This window comes from Kitasatospora sp. NPDC005751 (assembly GCF_040630835.1).
Lineage (GTDB): Bacteria > Actinomycetota > Actinomycetes > Streptomycetales > Streptomycetaceae > Kitasatospora.
In genome coordinates, this window is the sequence record NZ_JBEXYC010000012.1 from 61,806 (window position 1) to 85,382 (window position 23,577).

The following is a 23,577-nucleotide window of genomic DNA, read 5'->3' on the forward strand; positions in this document are numbered from 1 at the left end:
GGCGTGCGGACTTCGGTGTGCGGGCCACGACGTGCGGGCCACGGCGTGGCGGAGCACGGCGGCGACGGAACACGGGGTGCCGACCGCCGCGCACGGACCGCGTCACCCGCGGTCCGCGTCCGGCGGACGGCCCCGGCCGTCAGGCCGACCTGTCCTTGGGGACGGTCGTACGGGCCCCCGGGGTTGCCGCGGGCGTCACCGGCCCGCCCTGCCCCGCCGCGCCGCCGAAGCCGGCGGCCGCCGCGGTCTCCGCGTCGACGGTCCGCTCGGCCATGGTGTGCAGCCCCGAGCCGACCTGCCCCAGCTGCCCGGCCAGCCCGCGCAGACCGCCGAGCAGACCGCCGCGCGCGTCCTTGTAGGCGGCGGCGAATCCGCTGCCCGGCCGGTCCTGCCCCCACGGGCTGCCGAGCGCCGCGAGCGACTGCTCCAAGGTGCTGGCGGCCTTCCCGAAGTCCTCCGAGATCTTTTCGAACTCGCGCCCCTCACCGTGCAGTTCCCACGGTTTGAGGGCGAAGGTGCCGCCTCCGGCATCGCCGTTGCCACTGCCGCTCGCCATCCCCGTACCTCCCCGTAGCGGACCGGCCGCCATCCTAGAGGGGCGGCCGCGCCGGGCCGCAGCGCGCCGGAGACCTCTTCACCCCGCCTTCACCTCGCCCGACGGCGGCTCCGACCGCCGCCGCTCGGCGAAACCACCGCAAATGCCCCGCCCGCAGGCGGTTCGCACCGCCGTGAAGGCTCTACCCTTGCCGGGTGGCAGCAGCAGAGACCTCCAAGAAGAAGACCAAGGCCGGCGCGACCCCGGTCGACCTCGCGATGCCGACCCTGCGCGTCGAGGCCCCGCTCGACGCCCCGCGCCCCGAGGTCCCGCTCGACTTCCCCCGGGCCTGGGTCGAATTCGCCGACCCGGCCGACGAGGAGCAGGTCTTCCGCTGCGACCTCACCTGGCTGACCTCCCGCTGGACGTGCATCTTCGGCCGGGGCTGCCAGGGCATCCGCGAGGGCCGCGGCGAGTCGGACGGCTGCTGCACGCTCGGCGCGCACTACTCGGACGAGGACGACGAGCGGCGCGTGGCCGGCCACGCGGCCCGGCTGACGCCCGAGATCTGGGAGAACCACGCGCACGGCACCGACGCCAAGGGCCGGATCCGGCTCGACGGCGGCATCACCATGTTCGACGAGGACGGCGACCGGCAGACCCGCCGGGTCAACGGCGCCTGCCTCTTCCTCAACAGCCCCGGCTTCGCCGGCGGCGCCGGCTGCGCGCTGCACACCCTCGCCCTCAAGGAGGGCAAGGAGCCGCTGGAGACCAAGCCGGACGTCTGCTGGCAGCTCCCGGTGCGGCGCACCTACGACTGGATCGACCGCCCGGACGACACCCGCTACCTCCAGGTCACCATCGGCGAGTACGACCGCCGCGGCTGGGGCCCGGGCGGCCACGACCTGCACTGGTGGTGCACCGGCAGCCCGGACGCGCACACCGGCCCGGACCCGGTGTACATCAGCTACCGCCCCGAGCTCACCGAGCTGATGGGCAAGGCCGGGTACGAGGTGCTGGCCGGCCTCTGCGAGCAGCGGATCGCCACCAAGGGCGACCGCAAGGTGGCGCCGCACCCGGCCGACCCGGGCCGGAAGCCGGGCCGCAAGAAGTAGCCCGCCGGTGGTACGCCCTCGCCGCCGCCGGCGCCCGGCGCCCCACCGCCACGTGTCGATGCCGCCTACTTGTCGATGTCGCCGACGACGAAGAACATCGAGCCCAGGATGGCCACCATGTCGGCGACCAGGGTGCCGGGCAGCAGTTCGGTGAGCGCCTGGATGTTGTTGAAGGACGCCGAGCGCAGCTTCAGCCGCCACGGCGTCTTGTCGCCGCGCGAGACCAGGTAGTAGCCGTTGACGCCGAGCGGGTTCTCCGTCCAGGCGTAGGTGCTGCCCTCGGGGGCCTTGAGCACCTTGGGCAGCCGCAGGTTGACCGGGCCGGGCGCCAGCGTGGCGAGCTTGTCCAGGCAGGCGTCCGCGAGGTCCAGCGCGTTGACGGTCTGCTCCAGCAGGCACTCGAACCGGGCCAGGCAGTCACCCTCCTCACGGGTGACCACGGTCAGCACCGCGCGCAGCTCGTCCGAGCCGTACGCCAGGTAGGGCTCGTCGCGGCGCAGGTCGAAGTCGAGCCCGCTGGCACGCGCGATCGGGCCGCTGACCCCGTACGCCTCGGCGTGCGCCCGGCTGAGCACGCCGACGCCGGCGGTGCGGGCCCGGAAGATCTCGTTGCCGAGGACGAGGTCCTCGAAGACCGGCAGCTGCGAGCGGACGGTGGCGATCGCCGCCCGGACCCGGCCGAGCCAGCCGGCCGGCAGGTCCTCCTTGAGGCCGCCGACCCGGTTGAACATGTAGTGCATCCGGCCGCCGGAGGCCTCCTCCAGCACGTGCTGGAGGTCCTCACGGCCGGTGAAGGCATGGAAGATCGGGGTGATCCCGCCCAGCTCCAGCGGGTAGGAGCCGAGGAACATCAGGTGGTTGAGGACGCGGTTCAGCTCCGCGAGCAGGGTGCGGATCCAGACCGCGCGCTCGGGCACCTCCATGCCGAGCATCCGCTCGACGCCGAGCACCACGCCCAGCTCGTTGGCGAACGCGGAGAGCCAGTCGTGCCGGTTGGCCAGCATGATGATCTGCCGGTAGTCACGGGCCTCGAAGAGCTTCTCCGCGCCGCGGTGCATGTAGCCGATCACCGGCTCCGCGGTGACGATCCGCTCGCCGTCCAGTACCAGCTTCAGCCGCAGCACACCGTGCGTCGCCGGGTGCTGCGGGCCGATGTTGAGCACCATGTCGGTGCTGCCCGCCGCGCCGGTGAAGTTCTCGGCTCCCGCCCCGATGCCGACCGTGGTCTCCCTCATGACCCGAGAGTCTGCCATCCCCCGAGGCCGGCGAGGGTCTCCGGTACCGGCATGCGGACGGCCTGGGCGAGCCAGCCGAACGCGCCCAGGCCCGCCGGGTCGGTCAGCTCGGCGGCCTCCCCGGCACCGCCGAGCGCCCGCAGGTAGGCCGCCGGGTCGGTGGACGCCAGCGCCAGCGGCGGTCGGGCACCGCTCACGCCGAGCGCCCGCAGCGCCTCGCGCTGCGTTGTCCACAGGCTGTGGACGGCGGGCGCGGCCGCCGCGTCCAGCGCCACGTGCGCGGTGAGGTCGCAGGAGCCGTCCGGCACCGGGCGCACCTCCCGGCCCGCCCGGAACCCGGTCAGGGTGGCGAGGGGCGGGCGGCTCGCGGCGGTGTGCCCGTAGTCCGCCGCGACCGCGAGACCGCGCTCCAGCCCGGCGACGGCCGAGGCCCAGACGGCGTCGCGCGGGGCGCCGAACTCCACGACGTCACCCGGCTCGGCGGCCGGCCACCAGCGCGCGGCCCAGGCGGCGTCGGCCGCGTCCACCGCGGACCCGAGCCGCTCCTCGCCGGTCGCGGTGTCCACCTCGACGTAGCGCAGCACCCCGTCCTCGTCCACCTCGCCGAGGTCCAGCGGCACGTTGTCCAGCCACTCGTTGGCGAACAGCAGCCCGCTGACGCCGCGCGGCACCTCGTCCGTCCACAGGGCTGTGGACGGCAGTCCCGCCGGGCGGTCCGCCGCGATCTCCACCCCGTACGGCCGCAGCCGGGCCAGCACGCCGTCCGGCAGCTCGGCCAGCACCCCCGTCAGCAGCTCGCCGCGGCCCGCCCCGACGTCCACGAAGGCCAGCTCCTCCGGACGGCCGAGGGCCGCGTCCACGTCCAGCAGCAGCCGGGCCACCGCGCGGGCGAACAGCGGGGAGGCGTGCACCGAGGTGCGGAAGTGCCCGGCCGGCCCCTCCGGCCTGCGGTAGAAGCCGCCGACGGGGGCGTAGAGGGCCTCTTCCATGGCGGGCCGCCACCGCATCCAAGTCATGCGGCGGGACGCTACCGGCGCCGGGGTTCCCCTCCCAACCGGAGTCCGGGCTTCTCCGACCTAGGGAGTAGGACGGATCGCCCTCCCGGCGGACCTGACCACGCTCCGCGACTGCCTACGCTTGAGACGTGCAACGACTCAACGCCTGGCTCCGCCGTCACCCCATGGTGGTCGACTCCGCCTGGGCGGCGATCGTGCTGTTCCTGGGGCTCCTGCCGGACGGCGGCGACAACAGCGCCTGGCGGGCCCCCGCCCAGTTCGTCATCGCCCTGCTCATCCCGCTGCTGATGGTCTTCCGGCGCCGCTACCCCGACGCCACCGTGGCCGCCGCCACCGCGCTGGGGATCGGTCAGATCACGCTGGGCATCCTGCCCGCCGGCTCCAGCATCGGGTACCTGGTCTTCGCCTACACCGGCGCCGCCTTCGGCTCCGCCTGGATCTCCCGGCTGGCCCTGGCCGCCGGGCTGGCGGCCGGACCGCTGACGTACTGGCAGCTCCACCTCAGCAAGACCGTGATCGACCCGAACGGCGACGCCCAGCAGCGCTCGTACAGCCTGGGCGAGTTCCTGCTGCTCACCGCGGCGATGAGCAGCCCGTTCATCCTCTGCTGGGCCTGGGGCCGGCTCACCCGGGTGCGCCGCGCCTACCTGGTCGAGCTGGAGGACCGCGCCGCCCGGCTGGAGCGCGAGCGCGACGCCCAGGCCAAGGTGGCGGTCGCCGCCGAGCGCGCCCGGATCGCCCGCGAGCTGCACGACGTGGTCGCGCACAACGTCTCCGTCATGATCGTCCAGGCCGACGGCGCCGCCTACGTGCTGGACAACTCGCCCCAGCAGGCCAGGGAGGCGCTGGGCACGATCGCCTCCACCGGGCGCCAGGCGCTCGTCGAGATGCGCCGGCTGCTGGGTGTGCTGCGCACCGCGGACACCGCCGAGGAGTACGTGCCGCAGCCCGGCGTCGAGGAGCTGCCCGAGCTGCTGGACCAGGTCCGCACGGCCGGCCTCCAGGTGGACTTCGCCACCTCCGGCGACCCGCGCGAACTGCCGCGCGGCGTCGAGCTGACCGTCTACCGGATCGTCCAGGAAGCACTGACCAACGTCCGCAAGCACGGCGGCCCCGATGTGCACGCCCGGGTCGCGGTCGACTTCGGCGAGCGCGAGCTGGCCGTCCTGATCGAGGACGACGGCCGCGGCTCGACGGACGAGCAGCTCGCCGCCGGCGGGACGGACGGCCAGGGGCACGGCCTGATCGGCATGCGCGAGCGGGTCGGCATGGTCAGTGGCAGCCTCGACGTCGGGCCGCGCCCCGGCGGCGGCTTCCGGATCCGCGCCGTCCTGCCCCTCAAGGCAGCACACTGACCCCGTTGCCGCCCACGAACTAGGAGCCACCTTGACCATCCGCGTGATGCTCGTCGACGACCAGGAGCTGCTGCGCACCGGCTTCCGGATGATCCTGCAGTCCCAGGGCGACATCGAGATCGTCGCCGAGGCCGGCGACGGCGCGCAGGCCCTGGAGCGGCTGCGGCACACGCAGGTGGACGTGATCCTGATGGACGTCCGGATGCCCCGCCTGGACGGGGTGCAGACCACCCGCCGGATCTGCCTCGCCGAGGACGGCAGCCCACTGCCGAACGCGCCGCACGTGCTCATCCTCACCACCTTCGACCTGGACGAGTACGCCTTCGCCGCGCTCAAGGCCGGGGCCAGCGGGTTCCTGCTGAAGGACGTGCCGCCGACCGAGCTGGTGGCCGCGATCCGCGCGGTGCACGGCGGCGACGCGGTGGTCGCGCCGACCACCACCCGCCGCATGATCGACCGCTTCGCCGAGGTGCTGCCCACCGCGGCGAGCACGCCGGGACCGGACACCCTGGGCCCGCTCACCGAGCGCGAGCGCGAGGTGTTCCTGCTGGTCGCCCAGGGCCTCTCGAACGGTGAGATCGCCGCCCGGCTGGTCCTGTCCGAGGCCACCGTGAAGACCCACGTCGGCCGGATCCTGGCCAAGCTCGGCCTGCGCGACCGGGTCCAGGCCGTCGTCCTCGCCTACGAGGCGGGCCTGATCCGGGCCGGCGCCGCGGATTAATCCGCCGTCCGCCCCGGCCGTAGAATGGGCCGGTGCGTCCGGTACCCGCAGAGGACCGGAACGGTAAGAGTGAGGACCAGGGCCGAGCTGTGAGCGAGCGAACCGGGCTCACCGTCGAGAGGTGCGCCATGGCGATTGCCCCCGCCGAGCGCCGGGGTGCCCCCCGGCCCGGGAACGACCCGGAGGTGGCCGCGTGAGCGCCTCCGACAGCGTCGGCCCCGGCCCGCTCGACGACGGTTTCGGCGACCCGGCCGACCCCGGCAACCGGCCGGCCCGGCTCGCCGTCGGGGTGGTCGGCACCGGCCGGGTCGGCCCCGCGCTGGGCGCCGCCCTGCAGCTCGCCGGGCACCGGGTGGTCGCCGCCTCCGGGGTGTCCGCCGCCTCCCGCCGCCGCGCCGAACAGCTGCTGCCGGGCGTGCGGATCGTCACCCCGCCGCAGGTGCTCGCCGCCGCCGACCTGGTGCTGCTCACCGTCCCCGACGACGCGCTGGCCGACCTGGTGGCCGGCCTCGTCGCGACCGGCTCGGTCCGCCCCGGCCAGCTGGTGGTGCACACCTCGGGCGCGCACGGCGTCGCCGTCCTGGAGCCCGCCACCCGGGCCGGGGCGCTGCCGCTGGCACTGCACCCCGCGATGACCTTCACCGGCACCACGGTCGACCTCGCCCGGCTGGCCGGCTGCCCGTTCGGGGTGACCGCCCCCGAGGAGCTGCGCCCCGTGGCCGAGGCCCTGGTGGTCGAGATGGGCGGCGAGCCCGAGTGGGTGCCGGAGGGCGTCCGCCCGCTCTACCACACGGCCCTCGCGCACGGCGCGAACCACCTGGTCACCCTGGTCTCCCAGGCGCTGGAGCTGCTGCGCACGGCCGGGGTCGCCGAGCCCGGCCGACTGCTCGGCCCGCTGCTGGGCGCCGCCCTGGACAACAGCCTGCGCTCCGGCGACGCGGCCCTCACCGGCCCGGTCGCGCGGGGCGACGCGGGCACCGTTCGGCGCCACCTGGCGCAGCTCAGTACGGTGTCCCCGGACATCCCGGCCGCCTACCGGGCGATGGCCCGCGCCACCGCCCAGCGGGCGCTCGCCCACGGGACGATCGACGAAGCGTCGGCGGCGGCGCTGCTGGACGTACTGAACGAGGAGAACTGATGGCAGCACGCGGCAAGCAGGCCGGCAAGGCCCAGCGGGCACCCAAGGTCCACCGGGCCGTCGTCACCCGGAGCGTCACCGACTTCGAGGCGGCCTTCTGGCCGGACGAGCAGCCGGTGGACAACGCGGTCGTGATGACGATGGGCGCGCTGCACGAGGGCCACGGCGCGCTGATCCGGGCCGCCCGCAAGCAGGTCGGCCGGGAGGGCCGGGTCGCCGTGACCGTCTTCGTCAATCCGCTGCAGTTCGGCGCCGGCGAGGACCTCGAACGCTACCCGCGCGACCTGGAGGCGGACGTCCGGCTGGCCGAGGAGAACGGTGCCGACGTCGTCTTCGCGCCGTCCGTCGAGGAGGTCTACCCGAACGGCGAGCCGCAGGTGCGCCTGGCGGCCGGCCCGATGGGCGAGCGCTTCGAGGGCACCACCCGGCCCGGGCACTTCGACGGGGTGCTGACCGTGGTGGCCAAGCTGCTGCACATCACCGACCCGGACTTCGCCTTCTTCGGCGAGAAGGACGCCCAGCAGCTGGCGCTCGTCCAGCGGATGGTCGCCGACCTGGACTTCGACGTCGAGATCGTCGGCGTGCCGACCGTCCGCGAGGAGGACGGGCTGGCGCTCTCCTCCCGCAACCGCTTCCTGTCCGCCGAGGACCGCGAGCACGCGCTCGTGCTGTCCCGGGCCCTGTTCGCCGGCCGCGACGTGGCCGCGCAGGGTCCGCAGGCCGTGCGCGAGGCCGCCGCGGCCGCCCTCGACGCCGCCGAAGGTGTCACCCTGGACTACCTCGCCCTGATCGACCCGCACGACTTCACCGAAGCGGCGGACGACTTCCGGGGCGAGGCGGTGCTGGCCGTCGCCGCGAAGGTGGGCTCCACCCGCCTGATCGACAACGTCCGCATCATCTGCCGCTGACGCGGCGACGCACCACCCGCGGGCCCCCGCGGTCGCACCACCCGCGGTCGCACCACCCGCAGGACCGTCCGGCAGCACATTCCCTCAGGCATGCACTCACTGGAGGCGTGACCCCATGCTCCGCACCATGCTCAAGTCCAAGATCCACCGGGCCACCGTGACCCAGGCCGACCTGCACTACGTCGGCTCCGTCACGGTGGACGAGGACCTGCTCGACGCCGCCGACCTGCTCCCCGGCGAGCTGGTCCACATCGTCGACATCAACAACGGCGCCCGGCTGGAGACCTACACCATCGCCGGCCCGCGCGGCTCCGGCGTGATCGGCATCAACGGCGCCGCCGCCCGCCTGGTCCACCCCGGCGACCTCGTCATACTCATCGCCTACGGGCAGATGGACACCGCCGAGGCCAAGGGCTACCTGCCGAAGGTGGTCTTCGTGGACGCCGACAACCGGATCACCGGCATGGGCGGCGACCCCGCCGAGGCCGGGGAGGGCACCGGGCTGCTCCGCGGCGACGCGGCGTACCGTGACGGCAACGGCGCGGCCCCGACCGCCGCGCGCTGAAGGAGCCACTGAACGCCATGCCCGTCACGCACCGCCTCACCGCCCCCGCCCCCGGCTGGACGGCCACCACCGACATCGTCGTGGTCGGCTCCGGCGTGGCCGGACTCACCGTCGCCCTCAACGTCCGCAAGGCCGGCCTGCGGGCCATGGTGGTCACCAAGGCGATGCTCGACGACGGGTCGACCCGCTGGGCCCAGGGCGGCATCGCCGCCGCCCTGGGCGAGGGCGACACCCCCGAGCAGCACCTGGCCGACACCCTGGTGGCCGGTGTCGGGCTCTGCGACGAGGAGGCCGTCCGCACCCTCGTCACCGAGGGCCCGGAGGCCGTCCGCCACCTGATCGCCACCGGCGCCGCCTTCGACCGCGGCGACGACGGCGAGATCCAGCTCACCCGCGAGGGCGGCCACCACCGCCGCCGGATCGCGCACGCAGGCGGGGACGCCACCGGCGCCGAGATATCGCGCGCCCTGGTCACCGCCGTCCGGTCCGACCCGGGCCTGGAGCTGATCGAGCACGCCCTCGTCCTCGACCTGCTCACCGACGCCGACGGCCACGCCGCCGGCCTCACCCTGCACGTGATGGGCGAGGGCCAGCGCGACGGCGTCGGCGCCATCCGGGCCCGCGCGGTGGTCCTCGCCACCGGCGGCATGGGCCAGGTCTACTCCGCCACCACCAACCCGGCGGTCTCCACCGGCGACGGCGTGGCGCTCGCGCTGCGGGCCGGCGCCGAGGTCACCGACCTGGAGTTCGTGCAGTTCCACCCGACCGTGCTCTGGCTCGGCCCGGACGCCGAGGGCCAGCAGCCGCTGGTCTCCGAGGCGGTCCGCGGCGAGGGCGCGCACCTGGTCGACCGGGACGGCACCCGCTTCATGCTCGGGCAGCACGAGCTGGCCGAACTGGCTCCGCGCGACATCGTCGCCAAGGCCATCACCCAGCGGATGCAGCTCCTGGACACCGACCACATGTACCTGGACGGGCGGCACTTCGGCGCCGGGATGTGGGAGGAGCGGTTCCCGACCATCCTCGCCACCTGCCGCGCGCACGGCATCGACCCGGTCACCGAGCCGATCCCGATCGCCCCGGCCGCGCACTACGCCTCCGGCGGCATCCGCACCGACCCGACCGGCCGCACCACCGTCCCCGGGTTGTACGCCTGCGGCGAGGTGGCCTGCACCGGGGTGCACGGCGCCAACCGGCTGGCCTCCAACTCCCTGCTGGAGGGCCTGGTCTTCGCCGAGCGGATCGCCGCCGACCTGACCGCCCGGCACCGCGCGGACGAACTGCCCGAGCGCTCGGTGGACGTCGCCGCCGCGCGGGCCGCCCGCCCGGTGCCGCTGCCCGCCCCCGAGGCGCGGGCCGAGATCCAGCGGCTGATGTCGCGCGGCACGGGCGTCCTGCGCTCGGCCTCGTCGATGGCCGGCACGGCCGCCGGACTCGCCCTGATCGCCGAGCAGGCCCTGGCGCACGTCGCCGAGGAGAAGCCGGCCGACCCCCGGGTGGAGACCTGGGAGGCCGCCAACCTGCTGCTGGTCGGCACCGCCCTGGTGACGGCCGCCGCCCGGCGCGCCGAGACCCGCGGCTGCCACTGGCGCGAGGACTTCCCCGAGCGGGACGACGCCCACTGGCAGCGCCACCTGATCACCACCCTCACCGCCTCCGGCGACCTTGTCAGCACCCCTGAGGAGCAGTAGAACCATGACCCACTCCCACGAGGAACTCCCGATGGCCGGCGGTTGCGGCGACGGCTGCGCGTGCGGGGACGGCGAGGGCTACGAGACCGGCCTGGACCCGCGGCTCGCCGAGCTGCTGGAGGAGGCCGGCCTCGACCCGATCGAGGTCGAGGACATCGCCACCCTGGCGCTGGCCGAGGACCTGGCCGGCGGCGAGGACGTCACCTCGGTCGCCACGGTGCCCGCCGACGCCGTCGCCACCGCCGACTTCACCGCCCGCGAGGCCGGTGTGGTCGCGGGCCTGCGGATCGCCGAGGCGGTCGTCTCGCTGGTCTGCGAGGAGGAGTTCGAGGTCGAGCGGCACGTCGAGGACGGCGACCGCGTCGAGGCCGGCCAGGTGCTGCTCTCCGTCCGCAGCCGCACCCGCGACCTGCTGACCGCCGAGCGCAGCGCGCTCAACCTGCTCTGCCACCTCTCCGGCATCGCCACCGCGACCCGTGCCTGGGCGGACGCCCTGGAGGGCACCGGCGCGGTGGTCCGCGACACCCGCAAGACCACCCCGGGCCTGCGGGCGCTGCAGAAGTACGCGGTCCGCTGCGGCGGCGGCGCCAACCACCGGATGGCGCTCTCCGACGCCGCCCTGGTCAAGGACAACCACGTGGTCGCGGCCGGCGGTGTCGCCGAGGCGTTCCGGGCCGTCCGGGCCGCCTACCCCGACCTGGCGGTGGAGGTCGAGGTGGACACCCTGGAGCAGATCCCGCCGGTGCTGGAGGCCGGGGCCGACCTCGTCCTGCTGGACAACTTCACCGTGCCGCAGCTGAAGGAGGCCGTCGAGCTGGTGGCCGGGCGCGCCCGGCTGGAGGCGTCCGGCGGACTGACCCTGGCCAGCGCGCGCGAGGTCGCCCAGACTGGGGTCGACTACCTGGCCGTGGGCGCGCTCACGCACTCCTCGCCGATCCTGGACATCGGCCTGGACCTGCGCGCCTGATCACCTCTGATCACCCCTCACGCAGAAGGCACCCCATGCTGCTCACCATCGACGTCGGCAACACCCAGACCACGCTCGGCCTGTTCGACGGCGAGGACGTGGTCGAGCACTGGCGGATCTCCACCGATCCGCGCCGCACGGCCGACGAGCTGGCGGTGCTCCTGCAGGGCCTGATGGGCTCGCACACCGCGGTCAACGAGGCCGCGGTGGAGGGCCTGGCGATCTGCTCGTCCGTCCCCTCCGTGCTCCACGAGTTCCGCGAGGTGACCCGCCGTTACTACGGCGACGTCCCCGCGGTGATCGTGGAGCCGGGGGTGAAGACGGGCGTGCACGTCCTGATGGACCACCCCAAGGAGGTCGGCGCCGACCGGATCGTCAACGCGCTGGCCGCCAACCACCTGTACGGGGGCCCGTGCATCGTGGTCGACTTCGGCACCGCCACCACCTTCGACGCGATCAACGCCCGCGGCGACTACGTGGGCGGCGCGATCGCCCCCGGCATCGAGATCTCGGTCGAGGCGCTCGGCGCGCGCGGCGCCCAGCTGCGCAAGATCGAGCTGGCCCGCCCGCGCAACGTGATCGGCAAGAACACCGTCGAGGGCATGCAGTCCGGCATCCTCTACGGCTTCGCCGGCCAGGTCGACGGCCTGGTCGACCGGATGGCCAAGGAGCTCGCCAAGGACCCGGACGACGTCCAGGTCATCGCCACCGGCGGACTGGCCCCGCTGGTGCTCGGCGAGGCCGGCACCATCGACGTCCACGAGCCCTGGCTGACGCTGATCGGCCTGCGCCTGGTGTACGAGCGCAACCGGCCCAGCTGAGCCGGGAGTTCGCCGCACCCACCCGGCGCCGCACGGCCCGAACGGGACATTCCCCCGCAGTTCCCCGCAGCCGCCCCGCCGTTGCGGGCGAACCCGGCCGGCGGGCCCCCGCGCTGTGTTAGTTTCACGCCCCGGGACGGGGCAGCACGCCCGTCCCGCGGCCGGGGGGACCGGCGGGCACCGGGGGGTGCGGGCGCGCGTCCGGCCCGCCCGACGAGCCCGCCCGCCCAGGCCGAGGCACTGCCGCCCCGTCACGTACGGGGCGGGCGAACCGTACGGGGCCACTCGGTCGGGCGGCCCGGAAGCCGGATCGAGGGTGGGGCGTGTCGATCGTCGAAGGGTCCGGGGCCGCTCAGGACGACGGCCCGGCCACCGGCCCCGGGGCGCCGCCGCCGGGCCCCGGCGGGTCGGTGCTGCGCCGCCGCGGGCGGCTGCTGCTGGCCGTCACGCTGGTCGCCGCGGCCGTCTCGGGGGCCGGGCTGGCCGCCTCACTGGTGATCAGGTCGCCCGCGCAGGCCGCCGCCGAGAGCGAGCCCCCGCCGCCCGACGTCCTGACGGCCGCCGTGGAGCAGCGCGTGCTGACCGACTCGGTGGTGCTCCGCGGCCAGGTCGGCGCCGGCCAGACGGTCGAGGTGGCCCCGGCCGGGAGCGGCGGTCCGGCCGGCGCCAAGCCGGTGGTCACCAAGCTCCCGGTGCGGACCGGCGACCAGGTCGCGGCCGGGCAGTCGGTGCTGGAGGTCTCGGGGCGGCCGGTGTTCGCCCTCCGCGGCGGCCTCCCGGTGTACCGGGACCTCCGGCCGGGCGCCACCGGGCAGGACGTCGAGCAGCTCCAACAGGCCCTGAAGGAGCTCGGGTTCGGCTCGGACGGCGACCCCGCGGGGCGCTACGGCGCGGCCACCGGGGCGGCGGTGACGGCCTTCTACGCCGCCCGCGGCTACGACCCGCGGTCGGCCTCGCCGGACGGCGACGCCCAGGTGTCGGCCGCCCAGGACGCGGTGACGGGCGGCGAGCGGGCCCTGGCGGACGGCAGGGACGCGTTGAAGGCCGCGCAGAAGCGGCTCGACGACGCGCTGGCCGCCGAGCGGGCCCGGTCCGCCGCGCCGACGCCCGGCGCCCCGGCCGGCGCCCCGATAGGCGAGAGCCCGGTGGACGCGGCCCGCACCGCCGTCGAGACCGCCCGCAAACAGGTGACCCGGGCCGGCGAGGACCTCACCGGGCTCCGGAAGAAGGCCGCCGACGTCCGGGCCACCGTCGGCCCGATGGTCCCCGCCGCCGAACTGCTCTTCCTCACCGGCTTCCCGGCCCGGGTGGACGGCGTCGCCGGCCGGGTCGGTGGCGAGGTCACCGGCACCGTGCTGACCGTCTCGGCCGGGGCGCTGGTCGTGAAGGGCAGCCTGACCGCCCCCGACAAGGGTCTGGTCCGCCCGGGCCAGCAGGTGGAGATCCTCTCCGAGGTGACCGGCACCACCGCGACCGCGACGGTGACCGCGGTGGCCGACACCCCCGGCGAGGGACCCCCGTCCGGCAGCGGCACCGGCACCGCGCCCGGCGGCGGCGCCCGGCAGCCCGGCACGGACCGGACCGGCTACCCGCTGGTGGTCGAACCGGACGCCCCGCTCGACCCGAGGCTGGCCGGCCAGGACGTCCGCCTCACCGTCCGGGCCGCCTCCTCGGCCGGTCCGGTGCTGGTCGTCCCGCTCTCCGCCGTCTCCGCGACGGCGGACGGCCGGACGGTGGTGACGGTGTACGAGGGCGGAGGGCGCCGACGGGTCGAGGTGACCCCGGGCATGGTCGGCGGCGGCAGCACCGAGGTCCGCCCGCTGGCCGGGGGCGCGCTCGGGCCCGGCGACCAGGTGATCGTCGGGGTCCGGGCGGGCACCCGGTGAGCGCCCCGCTGGTCGAGTTCCGCCGGGTCGGCCTGACCTACCCCGGACCGCCGCCGGTCACCGCCCTGGCCCCCTGCGACCTGGCCGTCGACCCGGGCGACTACGTCACGGTGACCGGCCCGTCCGGCTCCGGCAAGTCCACCTTCCTCAACATCGCCGGCCTGCTGGACGCCCCCACCACCGGCCGGTACCTGCTGGACGGCGTCGACACCGGCCCGCTCGCCGACGGCGACCGCACCGCCCTGCGCGGGCGCCGGATCGGCTTCGTCTTCCAGTCCTTCCACCTGCTCCCGCACCGCAGCGCGGCGGAGAACGTCGCGCTCGCCCTGCTGTACACCGCCGCCCGGGGCCGCCGGGCGGCGGCCGAGCGGCGCGAGCGGGCCCGCGAGGCGCTGGTCCGGGTGGGCCTCGGCCACCGGGCGGACGCCCTGCCGTCCCGCCTCTCCGGCGGCGAGCGCCAGCGGGTCGCGATCGCCCGCGCGCTGGTCGGCCGGCCGGCGCTGCTGCTCTGCGACGAACCGACCGGCAACCTGGACACCGCCACCGCCCGGTCCGTCCTCACCCTGCTGGACGACCTGCACGCGCAGGGCCTGACCCTCCTGCTGATCACCCACGACCCGCAGGTGGCCGCCCGCGGCCGGCGGACGGTGGCGATCCGCGACGGGGTGCTGCGGGAGGTGGGCGCCGGATGAGGCGGCGCGGCCGCCCCCGCCCCGTCGAGCCCACCCGGCTGCTTCCGCGGGACCTGCTCGCCGAGGCCCTCGCCGGCGTGCTCCAGCGGCCCGCCCGCTCGGCGCTGACCGCGCTCGGCACCGTCCTCGGGGTCGGCGCCTTCGTCGCCGTGCTCGGGCTGACGGCCACCGCCTCGGCCCGGATCGACTCCCGTTTCAGCGTGCTCACCGCGACCGAGGTGAGCGTCGAGGACACCGGCGGCCCGCGACCGGACCTCACCCCGCTCTCCTTCCCCGCCGACGCCGACGCCCGGATCCAGCGGCTGAACGGGGTCGAGGCGGCCGGCGTCTACTGGCCGGTCCAGCTGCCCGCCGGGTCGGTCCGGGCCGCGCCGGTGGGCCGGCCCTCCGGCGGCGAGCAGGCGACCGTGATCGCGGCCTCGGCCGGCGTCCTCACGGCGGCCGAGCCGCACCTGGCCGAGGGCCGCACCTTCGACGCCTGGCACGACACCACCGGGCGGCAGGTCGCGGTGCTCGGCTCCGCCCTGGCCGCCCGGCTCGGGATCGGCACGCTCGACACCCAGCCCGCGGTGTTCCTGGCCGGCCGGCCGTTCACCGTCATCGGCATCGTCGACGACGTCCGGCGCCGGCCCGACCTGCTGCTCTCGGTGGTCGTGCCGCGCGGGGCCGCCACCCGGCTCTGGGGCGGCCCCACCGGGGACCGCGCGAAGATGCTCGTCGCCACCAGGATCGGCGCCGCCCGGCAGATCGCCGACGAGGCCGCGCTGGCGCTGGACCCGGCCCACCCGGAGAACTTCACCGTGACGCCGCCCCCGGACCCGCGCACCTTGCGCTCGGGCGTCACCTCCGACCTCGACCGGCTCTTCCTGCTGCTCGCCGGGATCTGCCTGGTGATCGGGGCCGTCGGGATCGCCAACACCACCCTGGTCGCGGTGCTGGAGCGGACCGGTGAGATCGGGCTGCGCCGCGCGCTGGGCGCCCGCGGCCGGCACATCACCGGCCAGTTCCTCTGCGAGTCCGGCTCGCTGGGGCTGCTGGGCGGCCTGGTCGGCAGCTCGCTGGGGGTGCTGACGGTGCTCGGCGTGGCGCTGGCCCGGGACTGGACCCCGGTGGTGTCCCCGGCGACGGTGGCCGCCGCCCCGGTCGCCGGGCTGGCCACCGGGCTGCTGGCCGGTGCCTACCCGGCCTGGCGCGCGGCCCGGATCCAGCCCGCCGAGGCCCTGCGGCGCTGAACGGGCGGTCGTTCGTCCACCGGACATTCACCGGGCCAAACGTGGGGGATCGGCGCGACGTTACCGACAAATCGGATATTCCTCACGTAGTGTCAGCCCATGCCTACGCCACACGGATCGCGCGGCGGCATGGCCTTCAGCGCCGACGAAGTCCGCGTGCTGCGCCGCGCCCTCGCCCAAGCCCTGCACCCCGCCGTCCCCGTCCACTTCCAGGTCTCCGACCGGCTGCCGTTCGCCGGCGCGGGCGCCGAGCTGTGGGCGGAGGACGTCCAGGACGCCCTGCGCCTGACCGAGGCGATCGACGAAGCCGTCCAGGAGGGCGGCCGGCTGCGCGCCTTCCTGCTCGCCGACCTCGGCCGCTACCGGGCGGCGCTGCCCGGCAGCGCCGCCGGCTACCTGGAACGCCTGGAGGAGGCGGTGGCCGACGGCTACCTCCCCGCGCCCGAGGACCTCACCGCGCTGCGCGGGCTGACCCGTCAGCCGTGCGGCCAGACCGAGCGGGCCCGCCGCTCGCGGCTGGCCGGGCGCTGCCACGCACTGGCCGAGGCGGCCGTCCGCGAGCGGCTCGCCCTCACCACCGGCCAGCGCCACCTCGTCGCCGTACCGAGCCCCGCCGCACCCCCGAGCAGTCTCCCCACCCCTGTTGGAGGACGGATCCCGATGAGCAGCACCGAGCCCGGCGCAGAGCAGCCCGACGCCCCCCAGCCCCGTCCGCACCGGATGCCGACCCCCGCCGAGCTCTTCGGCCGTCGCCCCCGGCCGCCGGCCCGGCCCGCCCCGCCCGCCACTCCCGACGAGGAGCTGGAGCTGGCCACCGGCACCGGCTGACCGCCCCGCACCCGGAGGGGGAGACCGCACCGGCGGTCTCCCCCTCCGGCGTGCGGCCGACGCCGCGAGCGGCACGGCCAACCCGTGGCGGAGCGGCGGTCCGGGGCTGGCTACCCTGGGGGGGTGAGCGATCAGAGCCCCATCCCCGCGACCGACGACCTCCCCGAGCAGATGCGCGTCCGGCGCGAGAAGCTGGACCGGCTCCGGGCGGCCGGCGTCGACCCGTACCCGGTCGGCTTCCCCCGGACCAGCACCATCGCCGACCTCCGGGCCAAGCACCCGGACCTGGCGCCGGACACGGCGACCGGCGAGCGGGTCGGCATCACCGGCCGGGTGATCCTCTCCCGCACCGGCGGCAAGCTCTGCTTCGCCACCCTGCGCGACGGCAGCGGCGACCTCCAGGTGATGTTCTCCCTGGACAAGCTGGGCGAGGAGCGGCTGGCGGCCTGGAAGTCCGACATCGACCTCGGCGACCAGGTCGGCGTCGAGGGCGAGGTGATCACCTCCCGCCGCGGCGAGCTGTCGGTCATGGTGGACGCCTGGGCGCTCACCGCCAAGTGCCTGCGCCCGCTGCCGGACAAGCACAAGGGCCTGACCGACCCGGAGGCCCGGGTCCGCCAGCGGTACGTCGACCTGATCGTCAACCCCGAGGCCCGCGAGATCCTGCACCTGCGCAGCAAGGTGGTCCGCTCGATCCGCCGCACCTACGAGGAGCGCGGCTACATCGAGGTCGAGACCCCGATGCTGCAGCCGGTGCACGGCGGCGCCAACGCGCGTCCGTTCAAGACCCACATCAACGCGTACGACATCGACCTGTTCATGCGCATCGCCCCCGAGCTGTACCTCAAGCGGCTGGTGGTCGGCGGCGCGGAGAAGGTCTTCGAGATCAACCGCAACTTCCGCAACGAGGGCGCGGACTCCACCCACAACCCGGAGTTCACCTCGCTGGAGTCCTACGAGGCCTACGGCGACTACGACACCCAGGCCGAGCTGATCCGGGCGACGATCATCAACGCCGCCCGGGACGCGCTGGGCACCACGGTGATCCGCGGCCTCGACCCGCACGGCGTGGAGCACGAGATCGACCTGGCCGAGCCGTGGGCGGAGGTCAGCGTGTACCCCGGCATCTCGGCGCACCTGGGCACCGAGGTGACCCCGGAGACCGGCGTCGAGGAGCTGCGCGAGCTGGCCGCCGCGCACGGCATCCCGTTCGAGAAGGACTGGGGCCACGGCCAGATCGTGCTGGAGATGGTCGAGCGCCTGCTGGAGGAGAACGCCGTCGCGCCGACCTTCATCAAGGACTACCCGACCGAGGTCTCGCCGCTGACCCGCCAGCACCGCTCGGTCGCGGGCGTGGCCGAGAAGTGGGACCTGGTGATCTTCGGCACCGAGATCGGCACCGCCTACTCCGAGCTGGTCGACCCGGTCGAGCAGCGCGCCCGGCTGACCGCGCAGTCCCTGCTGGCCGCCGGCGGCGACGTCGAGGCGATGCAGGTCGACGAGGACTTCCTGCGGGCCCTGGAGTACGCGATGCCGCCCACCGGCGGCCTCGGCCTCGGGGTGGACCGCCTGATCATGCTGCTCACCGGCAAGAACATCCGGGAGACCGTGCTCTTCCCGCTCGTGAAGCCGGAGCCCAAGGCGTCCGCCGCCACCGCGGCGGCGGACAGGACCGAGGAGGAGTGACCTGATGGACTACGTCAGCGCGATCGTCCCGCCGCTGGTCATGGCGATCGGCTTCGGCTTCCTGGTGCGGGCCATCATCCGCAGCCAGGGCGGGGCCCAGAAGGCCAAGGAGGACGCGGTCGACTGACCCCGTCCCCGCCCGCGAGCACCGGCGCGCCGCCATTCCCGATTCCCGGGGTGGCGGCGCGCCGGTTTGCCGCACTTCACAAGATTTGCCCCATTCACTCCCTATCCTGGCCGCACTATGGTCCGGCAACTCGGCGAACTTGAGAACGCCATCATGACCCGGGTGTGGCGGTGGAACCGACCGGTCACGGTTCGCGAGGTTCTGCTGGATCTGCGGTCGGAACGGGAAATCGCGTACACCACCGTGATGACCGTCCTGGACAAGCTCCACAGAAAGGGCTGGCTGCGCCGGGACCGCGCCGGGCGGGCCTATCGATATGAACCGGTCTCGTCCCGCGAGGCCTACACGGCGGCTCTGATGAACGACGCCTGGGCCACCAGCGACAATCCCGCGGCCGCCCTGGTGCACTTCTTCGGCCTCATGTCGCCCGAGCAACGGGAGGCGCTGCGCGACGCGTTGCGGGTGGCCGCTCTGTTCCCGACCGATCCGGCCGGGCCGGATTCCGCGGAGTCCGGGCCGGATACCGGGGGGACCGGACCGGCGCCGGCACGATAACGTCCCGCCATGGAGGTCACCATCCGCCGGGCGCGGACCACGGACGTGCGGGCAGTGCGCGGGCTCATCGACGCCTACTCCCGTGACGGCATTCTGCTCGACAAGCCCACCGTCACCCTGTTCGAATCCGTGCAGGAGTTCTGGGTCGCCGAACGCGACGACACCGGGGCGGTCGTGGCCTGCGGCGCGCTGCACGTCATGTGGGAGGACCTCGCCGAGGTGCGCACCCTCGCGGTCGATCCGTCCTGCCGCGGCCACGGGGTCGGCCACCTGCTGCTGGAGAAGCTGCTGCAGACCGCGCGGTGGCTCGGCGTCCGTCGGATTTTCTGCTTGACGTTCGAGGTGCCCTTCTTCGCGAAACACGGTTTCGTCGAGATCGGCGAGGTCCAGGAAACCGATGATGGTACGACAGACCCGGCGGCGATCGCTACGGATGTCTATGAAGAACTTCTCCGCTCGTACGATGAAGGTGTCGCCGAGTTCCTCGACCTGGAGCGGGTGAAGCCCAACACACTGGGCAACTCGCGCATGCTGCTGCACCTGTGAGCGGCTCCCGACCCGGGCAGGGGTTTGTGTTTTCCGGAGAAAGGCGCTTTCCTTTCCTTAGGCAATGGGTCGTTTAGCGGAAAGGGAAGCCCGTGGCACAGAGGGTGCAGGTCATTCTTGAAGACGATCTCGACGGCGGTTCGGCGGACGAGACGGTGACGTTCGCGCTCGACGGCGTTGCCTACGAGATCGATCTGAAGAGCGCCAACGCGGACAAGCTGCGCGGTCTGCTGGCGCCGTACGTGGAGAAGGGCCGCAAGCAGAGCGGTCGGCTCGCCGGCGCCCGGCGCCCGGGCCGCGGCGCGGCTCCGCGCCCGTCCGGCAGCGCGCCGGACACCGCGAAGGTCCGCGCGTGGGCCAAGGAGCAGGGCCTGGAGGTCAACGACCGCGGCCGGGTGCCGAGCACCGTCCGCGAGGCCTACGACAAGGCCAACGCGGCCTGATCCCGGCAGCGCCGGACCGCCGGAGCGGATGCGGGGCCCCGGTGGTCGCCGGAGGCGCACCTGGCACATGCGCGGGGCGCGGAGGAACCTTCTCCGCGCCCTGCGGCGCGTGCCCGCCCGGCCCGCCCGGCCGATCCGGGCCGTCCGCCCGGCTCCGCGGGCACGCCGGCGGACCGGGGCACGGGCGCCCCTTCGGGCACCCGCCCGGGCAGCACCGGATCGGGCGGCGGAACAATCACGAGCTGTGCAACGCTGTAGGGGCGAAGCGGTAACGCCGACACCACCGGGATGGCCTACCGACCCCGAGGGCCGGAGCTGACCCGCCGTCACCGCCGGCCGACTTCTCGCCAGGCGAACACCGCCACCGCGGAAACTGCGCGAGAACCATCCCGATACCGGGTATGAATGCAGGTGGACGGTGCCCCGCGCACCGTCCGGGGCAGTACGTGCGACCCGCCGGAGACCCTCCGGATCCGCCGGGGCCGGTGTTGTTCGCCGATGGCGTAGCGGTATCTGGTGCATCCGGCCCACCTGTGGGAACACCGTCTCCCAGCATCAGGTTGGGATTGGTGTCGGCTGGTCGCGCAGCATCTCGCTCCCGTAACCGGGGAGTGAATCCGTGGGCCGCGCCGCTGAGCGGGACTAGCATGCGGAAGGACAGGGCGGGGACCGACCCCGAACTGCCCGACCGCTCTGAGGAGCGATAAACGATGTTCGAGAGGTTCACCGACCGCGCGCGGCGGGTTGTCGTCCTGGCTCAGGAAGAAGCCCGGATGCTCAACCACAACTACATCGGCACCGAGCACATCCTCCTGGGTCTGATCCACGAGGGTGAGGGTGTCGCCGCTAAGGCCCTGGAGAGCCTCGGGATTTCTCTTGAGGCCGTTCGCCAGCAGGTCGAGGAGATCATCGGCCAGGGCCAGCAGGCCCCGTCCGGTCACATTCCCTTCACCCCCCGGGCGAAGAAGGTCCTGGAGCTGTCGCTCCGGGAGGCCCTGCAGCTCGGCCACAACTACATCGGCACCGAGCACATCCTGCTCGGCCTGATCCGCGAGGGCGAGGGCGTCGCCGCCCAGGTCCTGGTGAAGCTCGGCGCCGACCTCAACCGGGTGCGCCAGCAGGTCATCCAGCTGCTCTCCGGGTACCAGACCGGCGGCGGCAAGGAGTCGGCCACGGCCGGCGGGCCCGCCGAGGGCACCCCGTCGACCTCGCTGGTCCTCGACCAGTTCGGCCGCAACCTGACCCAGGCCGCCCGCGAGGCCAAGCTCGACCCGGTGATCGGGCGCGAGAAGGAGATCGAGCGGGTCATGCAGGTGCTGTCCCGCCGCACCAAGAACAACCCCGTGCTGATCGGTGAGCCCGGCGTCGGCAAGACGGCCGTGGTCGAGGGCCTGGCCCAGGCGATCGTCAAGGGCGAGGTCCCGGAGACGCTCAAGGACAAGCAGCTCTACACGCTGGACCTGGGCGCCCTGGTGGCCGGCTCGCGCTACCGCGGTGACTTCGAGGAGCGCCTGAAGAAGGTCCTCAAGGAGATCCGCACCCGCGGCGACATCATCCTGTTCATCGACGAGCTGCACACCCTGGTCGGCGCGGGCGCCGCCGAGGGCGCCATCGACGCCGCCAGCATCCTCAAGCCGATGCTGGCCCGTGGTGAGCTGCAGACCATCGGTGCCACCACGCTCGACGAGTACCGCAAGCACCTGGAGAAGGACGCCGCGCTGGAGCGCCGCTTCCAGCCGATCCAGGTCGCCGAGCCGTCGCTGCCGCACACCATCGAGATCCTCAAGGGCCTGCGCGACCGCTACGAGGCCCACCACCGGGTCTCCATCACGGACGCCGCCCTGGTCGCCGCCGCCACCCTGGCCGACCGCTACATCTCGGACCGCTTCCTGCCGGACAAGGCGATCGACCTGATCGACGAGGCCGGCTCCCGGATGCGCATCCGCCGGATGACCGCGCCGCCGGACCTGCGCGAGTTCGACGAGAAGATCGCCGACGTGCGCCGCGAGAAGGAGAGCGCGATCGACGCGCAGGACTTCGAGAAGGCCGCGTCCCTGCGCGACGACGAGAAGCAGCTCCTGCAGGCCAAGGCCAAGCGCGAGAAGGAGTGGAAGGCCGGCGACATGGACGTCGTCGCGGAGGTGGACGAGGAGCTCATCGCCGAGGTCCTGGCCACCGCCACCGGCATCCCGGTCTTCAAGCTGACCGAGGAGGAGTCCTCCCGGCTGCTGCGCATGGAGGACGAGCTGCACAAGCGCGTCATCGGCCAGAAGGACGCCATCAAGGCGCTCTCCCAGGCCATCCGGCGCACCCGTGCGGGCCTCAAGGACCCGAAGCGCCCCGGCGGCTCGTTCATCTTCGCCGGCCCGTCCGGTGTCGGTAAGACCGAGCTGTCCAAGACGCTCGCCGAGTTCCTCTTCGGCGACGAGGACGCGCTGATCTCGCTCGACATGTCCGAGTTCTCGGAGAAGCACACCGTCTCCCGGCTCTTCGGTTCGCCCCCCGGCTACGTGGGCTACGAGGAGGGCGGCCAGCTGACCGAGAAGGTCCGCCGCAAGCCGTTCTCCGTCGTCCTCTTCGACGAGGTCGAGAAGGCCCACCCGGACATCTTCAACTCGCTGCTGCAGATCCTGGAGGACGGTCGCCTGACCGACTCCCAGGGCCGCGTGGTCGACTTCAAGAACACCGTCATCATCATGACGACCAACCTCGGCACCCGGGACATCTCCAAGGGGTTCAACCTGGGCTTCGCGGCCACGGGCGACTCCACCACCGGGTACGAGCGGATGAAGGCGAAGGTCGGCGAGGAGCTCAAGCAGCACTTCCGCCCCGAGTTCCTGAACCGCGTCGACGACATCGTGGTCTTCCACCAGCTGTCCGAGGAAGACATCATCCAGATCGTCGACCTGATGATCGACAAGGTGGACGGCCGGCTGCGGGACCGCGACATGGGCCTGGAGCTCAGCATCGAGGCCAAGAAGCTGCTCGCCAAGCGCGGCTACGACCCGCTGCTCGGTGCCCGTCCGCTGCGCCGCACCATTCAGCGCGAGATCGAGGACCACCTCTCCGAGAAGATCCTCTTCGGCGAGCTGCGAGCCGGTCACATCGTGGTCGTCGGTGTCGAGGGCGAGGGCAAGGAAGCGAAGTTCACCTTCCGCGGCGAGGAGAAGTCCGCGGTCGCGGACACTCCGGCGGCCGTTGCCTCGTCCGGTCCGGACCTGACGAAGTAGTAACAGTTAACAGATAACAGCACACCGTCTGAGCCCCCGGCGTTCGCGCCGGGGGCTCAGTCCGTTTACGTGCCGTTACGAAAACTGTGATCCACCCCACGGGCTCGCAGGTGGGAGGCCTGGTCGGGCGGTGGTGCGAGTGCGACCCAGTAAGCAGGCATCTTTAATGCCAATGTTGTTGACGGATCGTCAGTTGATACCGAGTCGCGGAGCATAGCGGTGTGGCCATGTAACGGTCAAGGTCTATCTTTTCCGTCCACGCTTGGATCAAATGTCGTCCACCTG

At 73.7% G+C, this 23,577-nt stretch carries 22 protein-coding genes; 19 read left to right on the forward strand and 3 right to left on the reverse strand.

What is annotated here, in order from left to right; translation table 11 throughout:
- Positions 1 to 139 precede the first annotated feature (139 nt).
- A complete protein-coding gene (locus ABZ497_RS14590) occupies positions 140 to 556 on the reverse strand; it encodes a hypothetical protein (protein WP_329488330.1) in 417 nt (138 codons plus the stop codon).
- Between the two features lie 257 nt (positions 557 to 813).
- Here ABZ497_RS14590 and ABZ497_RS14595 point away from each other — a divergent pair, with 257 nt between their 5' ends.
- Entirely contained in the window at positions 814 to 1,650 is an 837-nt protein-coding gene (locus ABZ497_RS14595; RefSeq protein ID WP_359805278.1) for a hypothetical protein, read from the forward strand.
- A gap of 65 nt (positions 1,651 to 1,715) precedes the next feature.
- Here the strand turns inward: ABZ497_RS14595 and ABZ497_RS14600 are convergent, their stop codons facing one another.
- Positions 1,716 to 2,885, reverse strand: a complete 1,170-nt coding sequence (locus ABZ497_RS14600; RefSeq protein WP_329488331.1) for an NADH-quinone oxidoreductase subunit D — start codon at positions 2,883 to 2,885, stop codon at positions 1,716 to 1,718.
- Complete coding sequence (locus ABZ497_RS14605) at positions 2,882 to 3,901, reverse strand: SAM-dependent methyltransferase (RefSeq protein WP_359805156.1); 1,020 nt, start codon at positions 3,899 to 3,901, stop codon at positions 2,882 to 2,884. The genes ABZ497_RS14600 and ABZ497_RS14605 overlap by 4 nt, the downstream gene beginning before the upstream one ends.
- A 128-nt stretch (positions 3,902 to 4,029) precedes the next feature.
- On the opposite strand from ABZ497_RS14605, the gene ABZ497_RS14610 reads away from it, so the two are divergent.
- The 18 genes from ABZ497_RS14610 to ABZ497_RS14695 all read left to right on the forward strand — a co-directional run bounded on the left by ABZ497_RS14610 (position 4,030) and on the right by ABZ497_RS14695 (position 23,292).
- The gene (locus tag ABZ497_RS14610; RefSeq protein WP_329488333.1) at positions 4,030 to 5,256 is read left to right on the forward strand and encodes a sensor histidine kinase; all 1,227 of its coding nucleotides are present in this window, start codon (positions 4,030 to 4,032) and stop codon (positions 5,254 to 5,256) included.
- A gap of 31 nt (positions 5,257 to 5,287) precedes the next feature.
- Positions 5,288 to 5,977, forward strand: coding sequence for a response regulator transcription factor (locus ABZ497_RS14615; RefSeq protein WP_329488334.1), 690 nt, complete (start codon positions 5,288 to 5,290; stop codon positions 5,975 to 5,977).
- Between the two features lie 193 nt (positions 5,978 to 6,170).
- Complete coding sequence (locus ABZ497_RS14620) at positions 6,171 to 7,115, forward strand: DUF2520 domain-containing protein (RefSeq protein WP_352286152.1); 945 nt, start codon at positions 6,171 to 6,173, stop codon at positions 7,113 to 7,115.
- Complete coding sequence (panC, locus tag ABZ497_RS14625; RefSeq protein ID WP_329488336.1) at positions 7,115 to 8,023, forward strand: pantoate--beta-alanine ligase; 909 nt, start codon at positions 7,115 to 7,117, stop codon at positions 8,021 to 8,023. Before ABZ497_RS14620 ends, panC begins: the two co-directional genes overlap by 1 nt.
- Positions 8,024 to 8,138: 115 nt before the next feature.
- Positions 8,139 to 8,588: an aspartate 1-decarboxylase gene (gene panD, locus ABZ497_RS14630; RefSeq protein WP_329488337.1), complete on the forward strand. Its 450-nt coding sequence runs from the start codon at positions 8,139 to 8,141 to the stop codon at positions 8,586 to 8,588.
- A 17-nt stretch (positions 8,589 to 8,605) separates the two neighbouring features.
- On the forward strand, positions 8,606 to 10,279 hold the full coding sequence (locus ABZ497_RS14635; RefSeq protein WP_359805159.1) for an L-aspartate oxidase: 1,674 nt from the start codon (positions 8,606 to 8,608) through the stop codon (positions 10,277 to 10,279).
- A 4-nt stretch (positions 10,280 to 10,283) separates the two neighbouring features.
- On the forward strand, positions 10,284 to 11,246 hold the full coding sequence (nadC, locus tag ABZ497_RS14640) for a carboxylating nicotinate-nucleotide diphosphorylase (RefSeq protein WP_329488339.1): 963 nt from the start codon (positions 10,284 to 10,286) through the stop codon (positions 11,244 to 11,246).
- A 35-nt stretch (positions 11,247 to 11,281) separates the two neighbouring features.
- Positions 11,282 to 12,067 (forward strand): type III pantothenate kinase, encoded by a 786-nt coding sequence (locus ABZ497_RS14645; protein WP_352286146.1) that lies wholly within the window; start codon positions 11,282 to 11,284, stop codon positions 12,065 to 12,067.
- Between the two features lie 323 nt (positions 12,068 to 12,390).
- The gene (locus ABZ497_RS14650) at positions 12,391 to 13,953 is read left to right on the forward strand and encodes a peptidoglycan-binding protein (RefSeq protein ID WP_359805161.1); all 1,563 of its coding nucleotides are present in this window, start codon (positions 12,391 to 12,393) and stop codon (positions 13,951 to 13,953) included.
- Positions 13,950 to 14,645 carry an ABC transporter ATP-binding protein gene (locus ABZ497_RS14655; protein WP_359805163.1) on the forward strand — a complete coding sequence of 232 codons (696 nt, stop codon included), beginning with the start codon at positions 13,950 to 13,952 and terminating at the stop codon, positions 14,643 to 14,645. The genes ABZ497_RS14650 and ABZ497_RS14655 overlap by 4 nt, the downstream gene beginning before the upstream one ends.
- A complete protein-coding gene (locus ABZ497_RS14660; protein ID WP_359805164.1) occupies positions 14,642 to 15,877 on the forward strand; it encodes an ABC transporter permease in 1,236 nt (411 codons plus the stop codon). Before ABZ497_RS14655 ends, ABZ497_RS14660 begins: the two co-directional genes overlap by 4 nt.
- Positions 15,878 to 15,976: 99 nt before the next feature.
- A complete protein-coding gene (locus tag ABZ497_RS14665) occupies positions 15,977 to 16,705 on the forward strand; it encodes a hypothetical protein (protein ID WP_359805166.1) in 729 nt (242 codons plus the stop codon).
- A gap of 123 nt (positions 16,706 to 16,828) precedes the next feature.
- Positions 16,829 to 18,391 carry a bifunctional lysylphosphatidylglycerol synthetase/lysine--tRNA ligase LysX gene (gene lysX / locus ABZ497_RS14670; protein ID WP_329488347.1) on the forward strand — a complete coding sequence of 521 codons (1,563 nt, stop codon included), beginning with the start codon at positions 16,829 to 16,831 and terminating at the stop codon, positions 18,389 to 18,391.
- Positions 18,392 to 18,395: 4 nt separating this feature from the next.
- Positions 18,396 to 18,518, forward strand: a complete 123-nt coding sequence (locus ABZ497_RS14675; protein ID WP_329488349.1) for a hypothetical protein — start codon at positions 18,396 to 18,398, stop codon at positions 18,516 to 18,518.
- 117 nt (positions 18,519 to 18,635) lie between these two features.
- Positions 18,636 to 19,073 carry a BlaI/MecI/CopY family transcriptional regulator gene (locus ABZ497_RS14680; RefSeq protein ID WP_329488350.1) on the forward strand — a complete coding sequence of 146 codons (438 nt, stop codon included), beginning with the start codon at positions 18,636 to 18,638 and terminating at the stop codon, positions 19,071 to 19,073.
- Between the two features lie 9 nt (positions 19,074 to 19,082).
- Complete coding sequence (locus ABZ497_RS14685) at positions 19,083 to 19,619, forward strand: amino-acid N-acetyltransferase (RefSeq protein ID WP_329488351.1); 537 nt, start codon at positions 19,083 to 19,085, stop codon at positions 19,617 to 19,619.
- A 92-nt stretch (positions 19,620 to 19,711) separates the two neighbouring features.
- The gene (locus ABZ497_RS14690; protein ID WP_329488352.1) at positions 19,712 to 20,062 is read left to right on the forward strand and encodes an Lsr2 family protein; all 351 of its coding nucleotides are present in this window, start codon (positions 19,712 to 19,714) and stop codon (positions 20,060 to 20,062) included.
- Positions 20,063 to 20,772: 710 nt separating this feature from the next.
- Positions 20,773 to 23,292 carry an ATP-dependent Clp protease ATP-binding subunit gene (locus ABZ497_RS14695; protein WP_329488353.1) on the forward strand — a complete coding sequence of 840 codons (2,520 nt, stop codon included), beginning with the start codon at positions 20,773 to 20,775 and terminating at the stop codon, positions 23,290 to 23,292.
- Positions 23,293 to 23,577 lie beyond the last annotated feature (285 nt).

Coding starts and splice junctions, on each gene's coding strand:
- ABZ497_RS14660 (WP_359805164.1), top strand. CDS start 14,642: ATGAGGCGGCGCGGCCGCCCCCGCCCCGTCGAGCCCACCCGGCTGCTT.
- ABZ497_RS14605 (WP_359805156.1), bottom strand. CDS start 3,901: ATGACTTGGATGCGGTGGCGGCCCGCCATGGAAGAGGCCCTCTACGCC.
- panD (WP_329488337.1), top strand. CDS start 8,139: ATGCTCCGCACCATGCTCAAGTCCAAGATCCACCGGGCCACCGTGACC.
- ABZ497_RS14635 (WP_359805159.1), top strand. CDS start 8,606: ATGCCCGTCACGCACCGCCTCACCGCCCCCGCCCCCGGCTGGACGGCC.
- ABZ497_RS14685 (WP_329488351.1), top strand. CDS start 19,083: ATGGAGGTCACCATCCGCCGGGCGCGGACCACGGACGTGCGGGCAGTG.
- ABZ497_RS14645 (WP_352286146.1), top strand. CDS start 11,282: ATGCTGCTCACCATCGACGTCGGCAACACCCAGACCACGCTCGGCCTG.
- ABZ497_RS14600 (WP_329488331.1), bottom strand. CDS start 2,885: ATGAGGGAGACCACGGTCGGCATCGGGGCGGGAGCCGAGAACTTCACC.
- panC (WP_329488336.1), top strand. CDS start 7,115: ATGGCAGCACGCGGCAAGCAGGCCGGCAAGGCCCAGCGGGCACCCAAG.
- ABZ497_RS14695 (WP_329488353.1), top strand. CDS start 20,773: ATGTTCGAGAGGTTCACCGACCGCGCGCGGCGGGTTGTCGTCCTGGCT.
- nadC (WP_329488339.1), top strand. CDS start 10,284: ATGACCCACTCCCACGAGGAACTCCCGATGGCCGGCGGTTGCGGCGAC.
- ABZ497_RS14675 (WP_329488349.1), top strand. CDS start 18,396: ATGGACTACGTCAGCGCGATCGTCCCGCCGCTGGTCATGGCGATCGGC.
- ABZ497_RS14595 (WP_359805278.1), top strand. CDS start 814: ATGCCGACCCTGCGCGTCGAGGCCCCGCTCGACGCCCCGCGCCCCGAG.
- ABZ497_RS14590 (WP_329488330.1), bottom strand. CDS start 556: ATGGCGAGCGGCAGTGGCAACGGCGATGCCGGAGGCGGCACCTTCGCC.
- ABZ497_RS14665 (WP_359805166.1), top strand. CDS start 15,977: ATGCCTACGCCACACGGATCGCGCGGCGGCATGGCCTTCAGCGCCGAC.
- ABZ497_RS14680 (WP_329488350.1), top strand. CDS start 18,636: ATGGTCCGGCAACTCGGCGAACTTGAGAACGCCATCATGACCCGGGTG.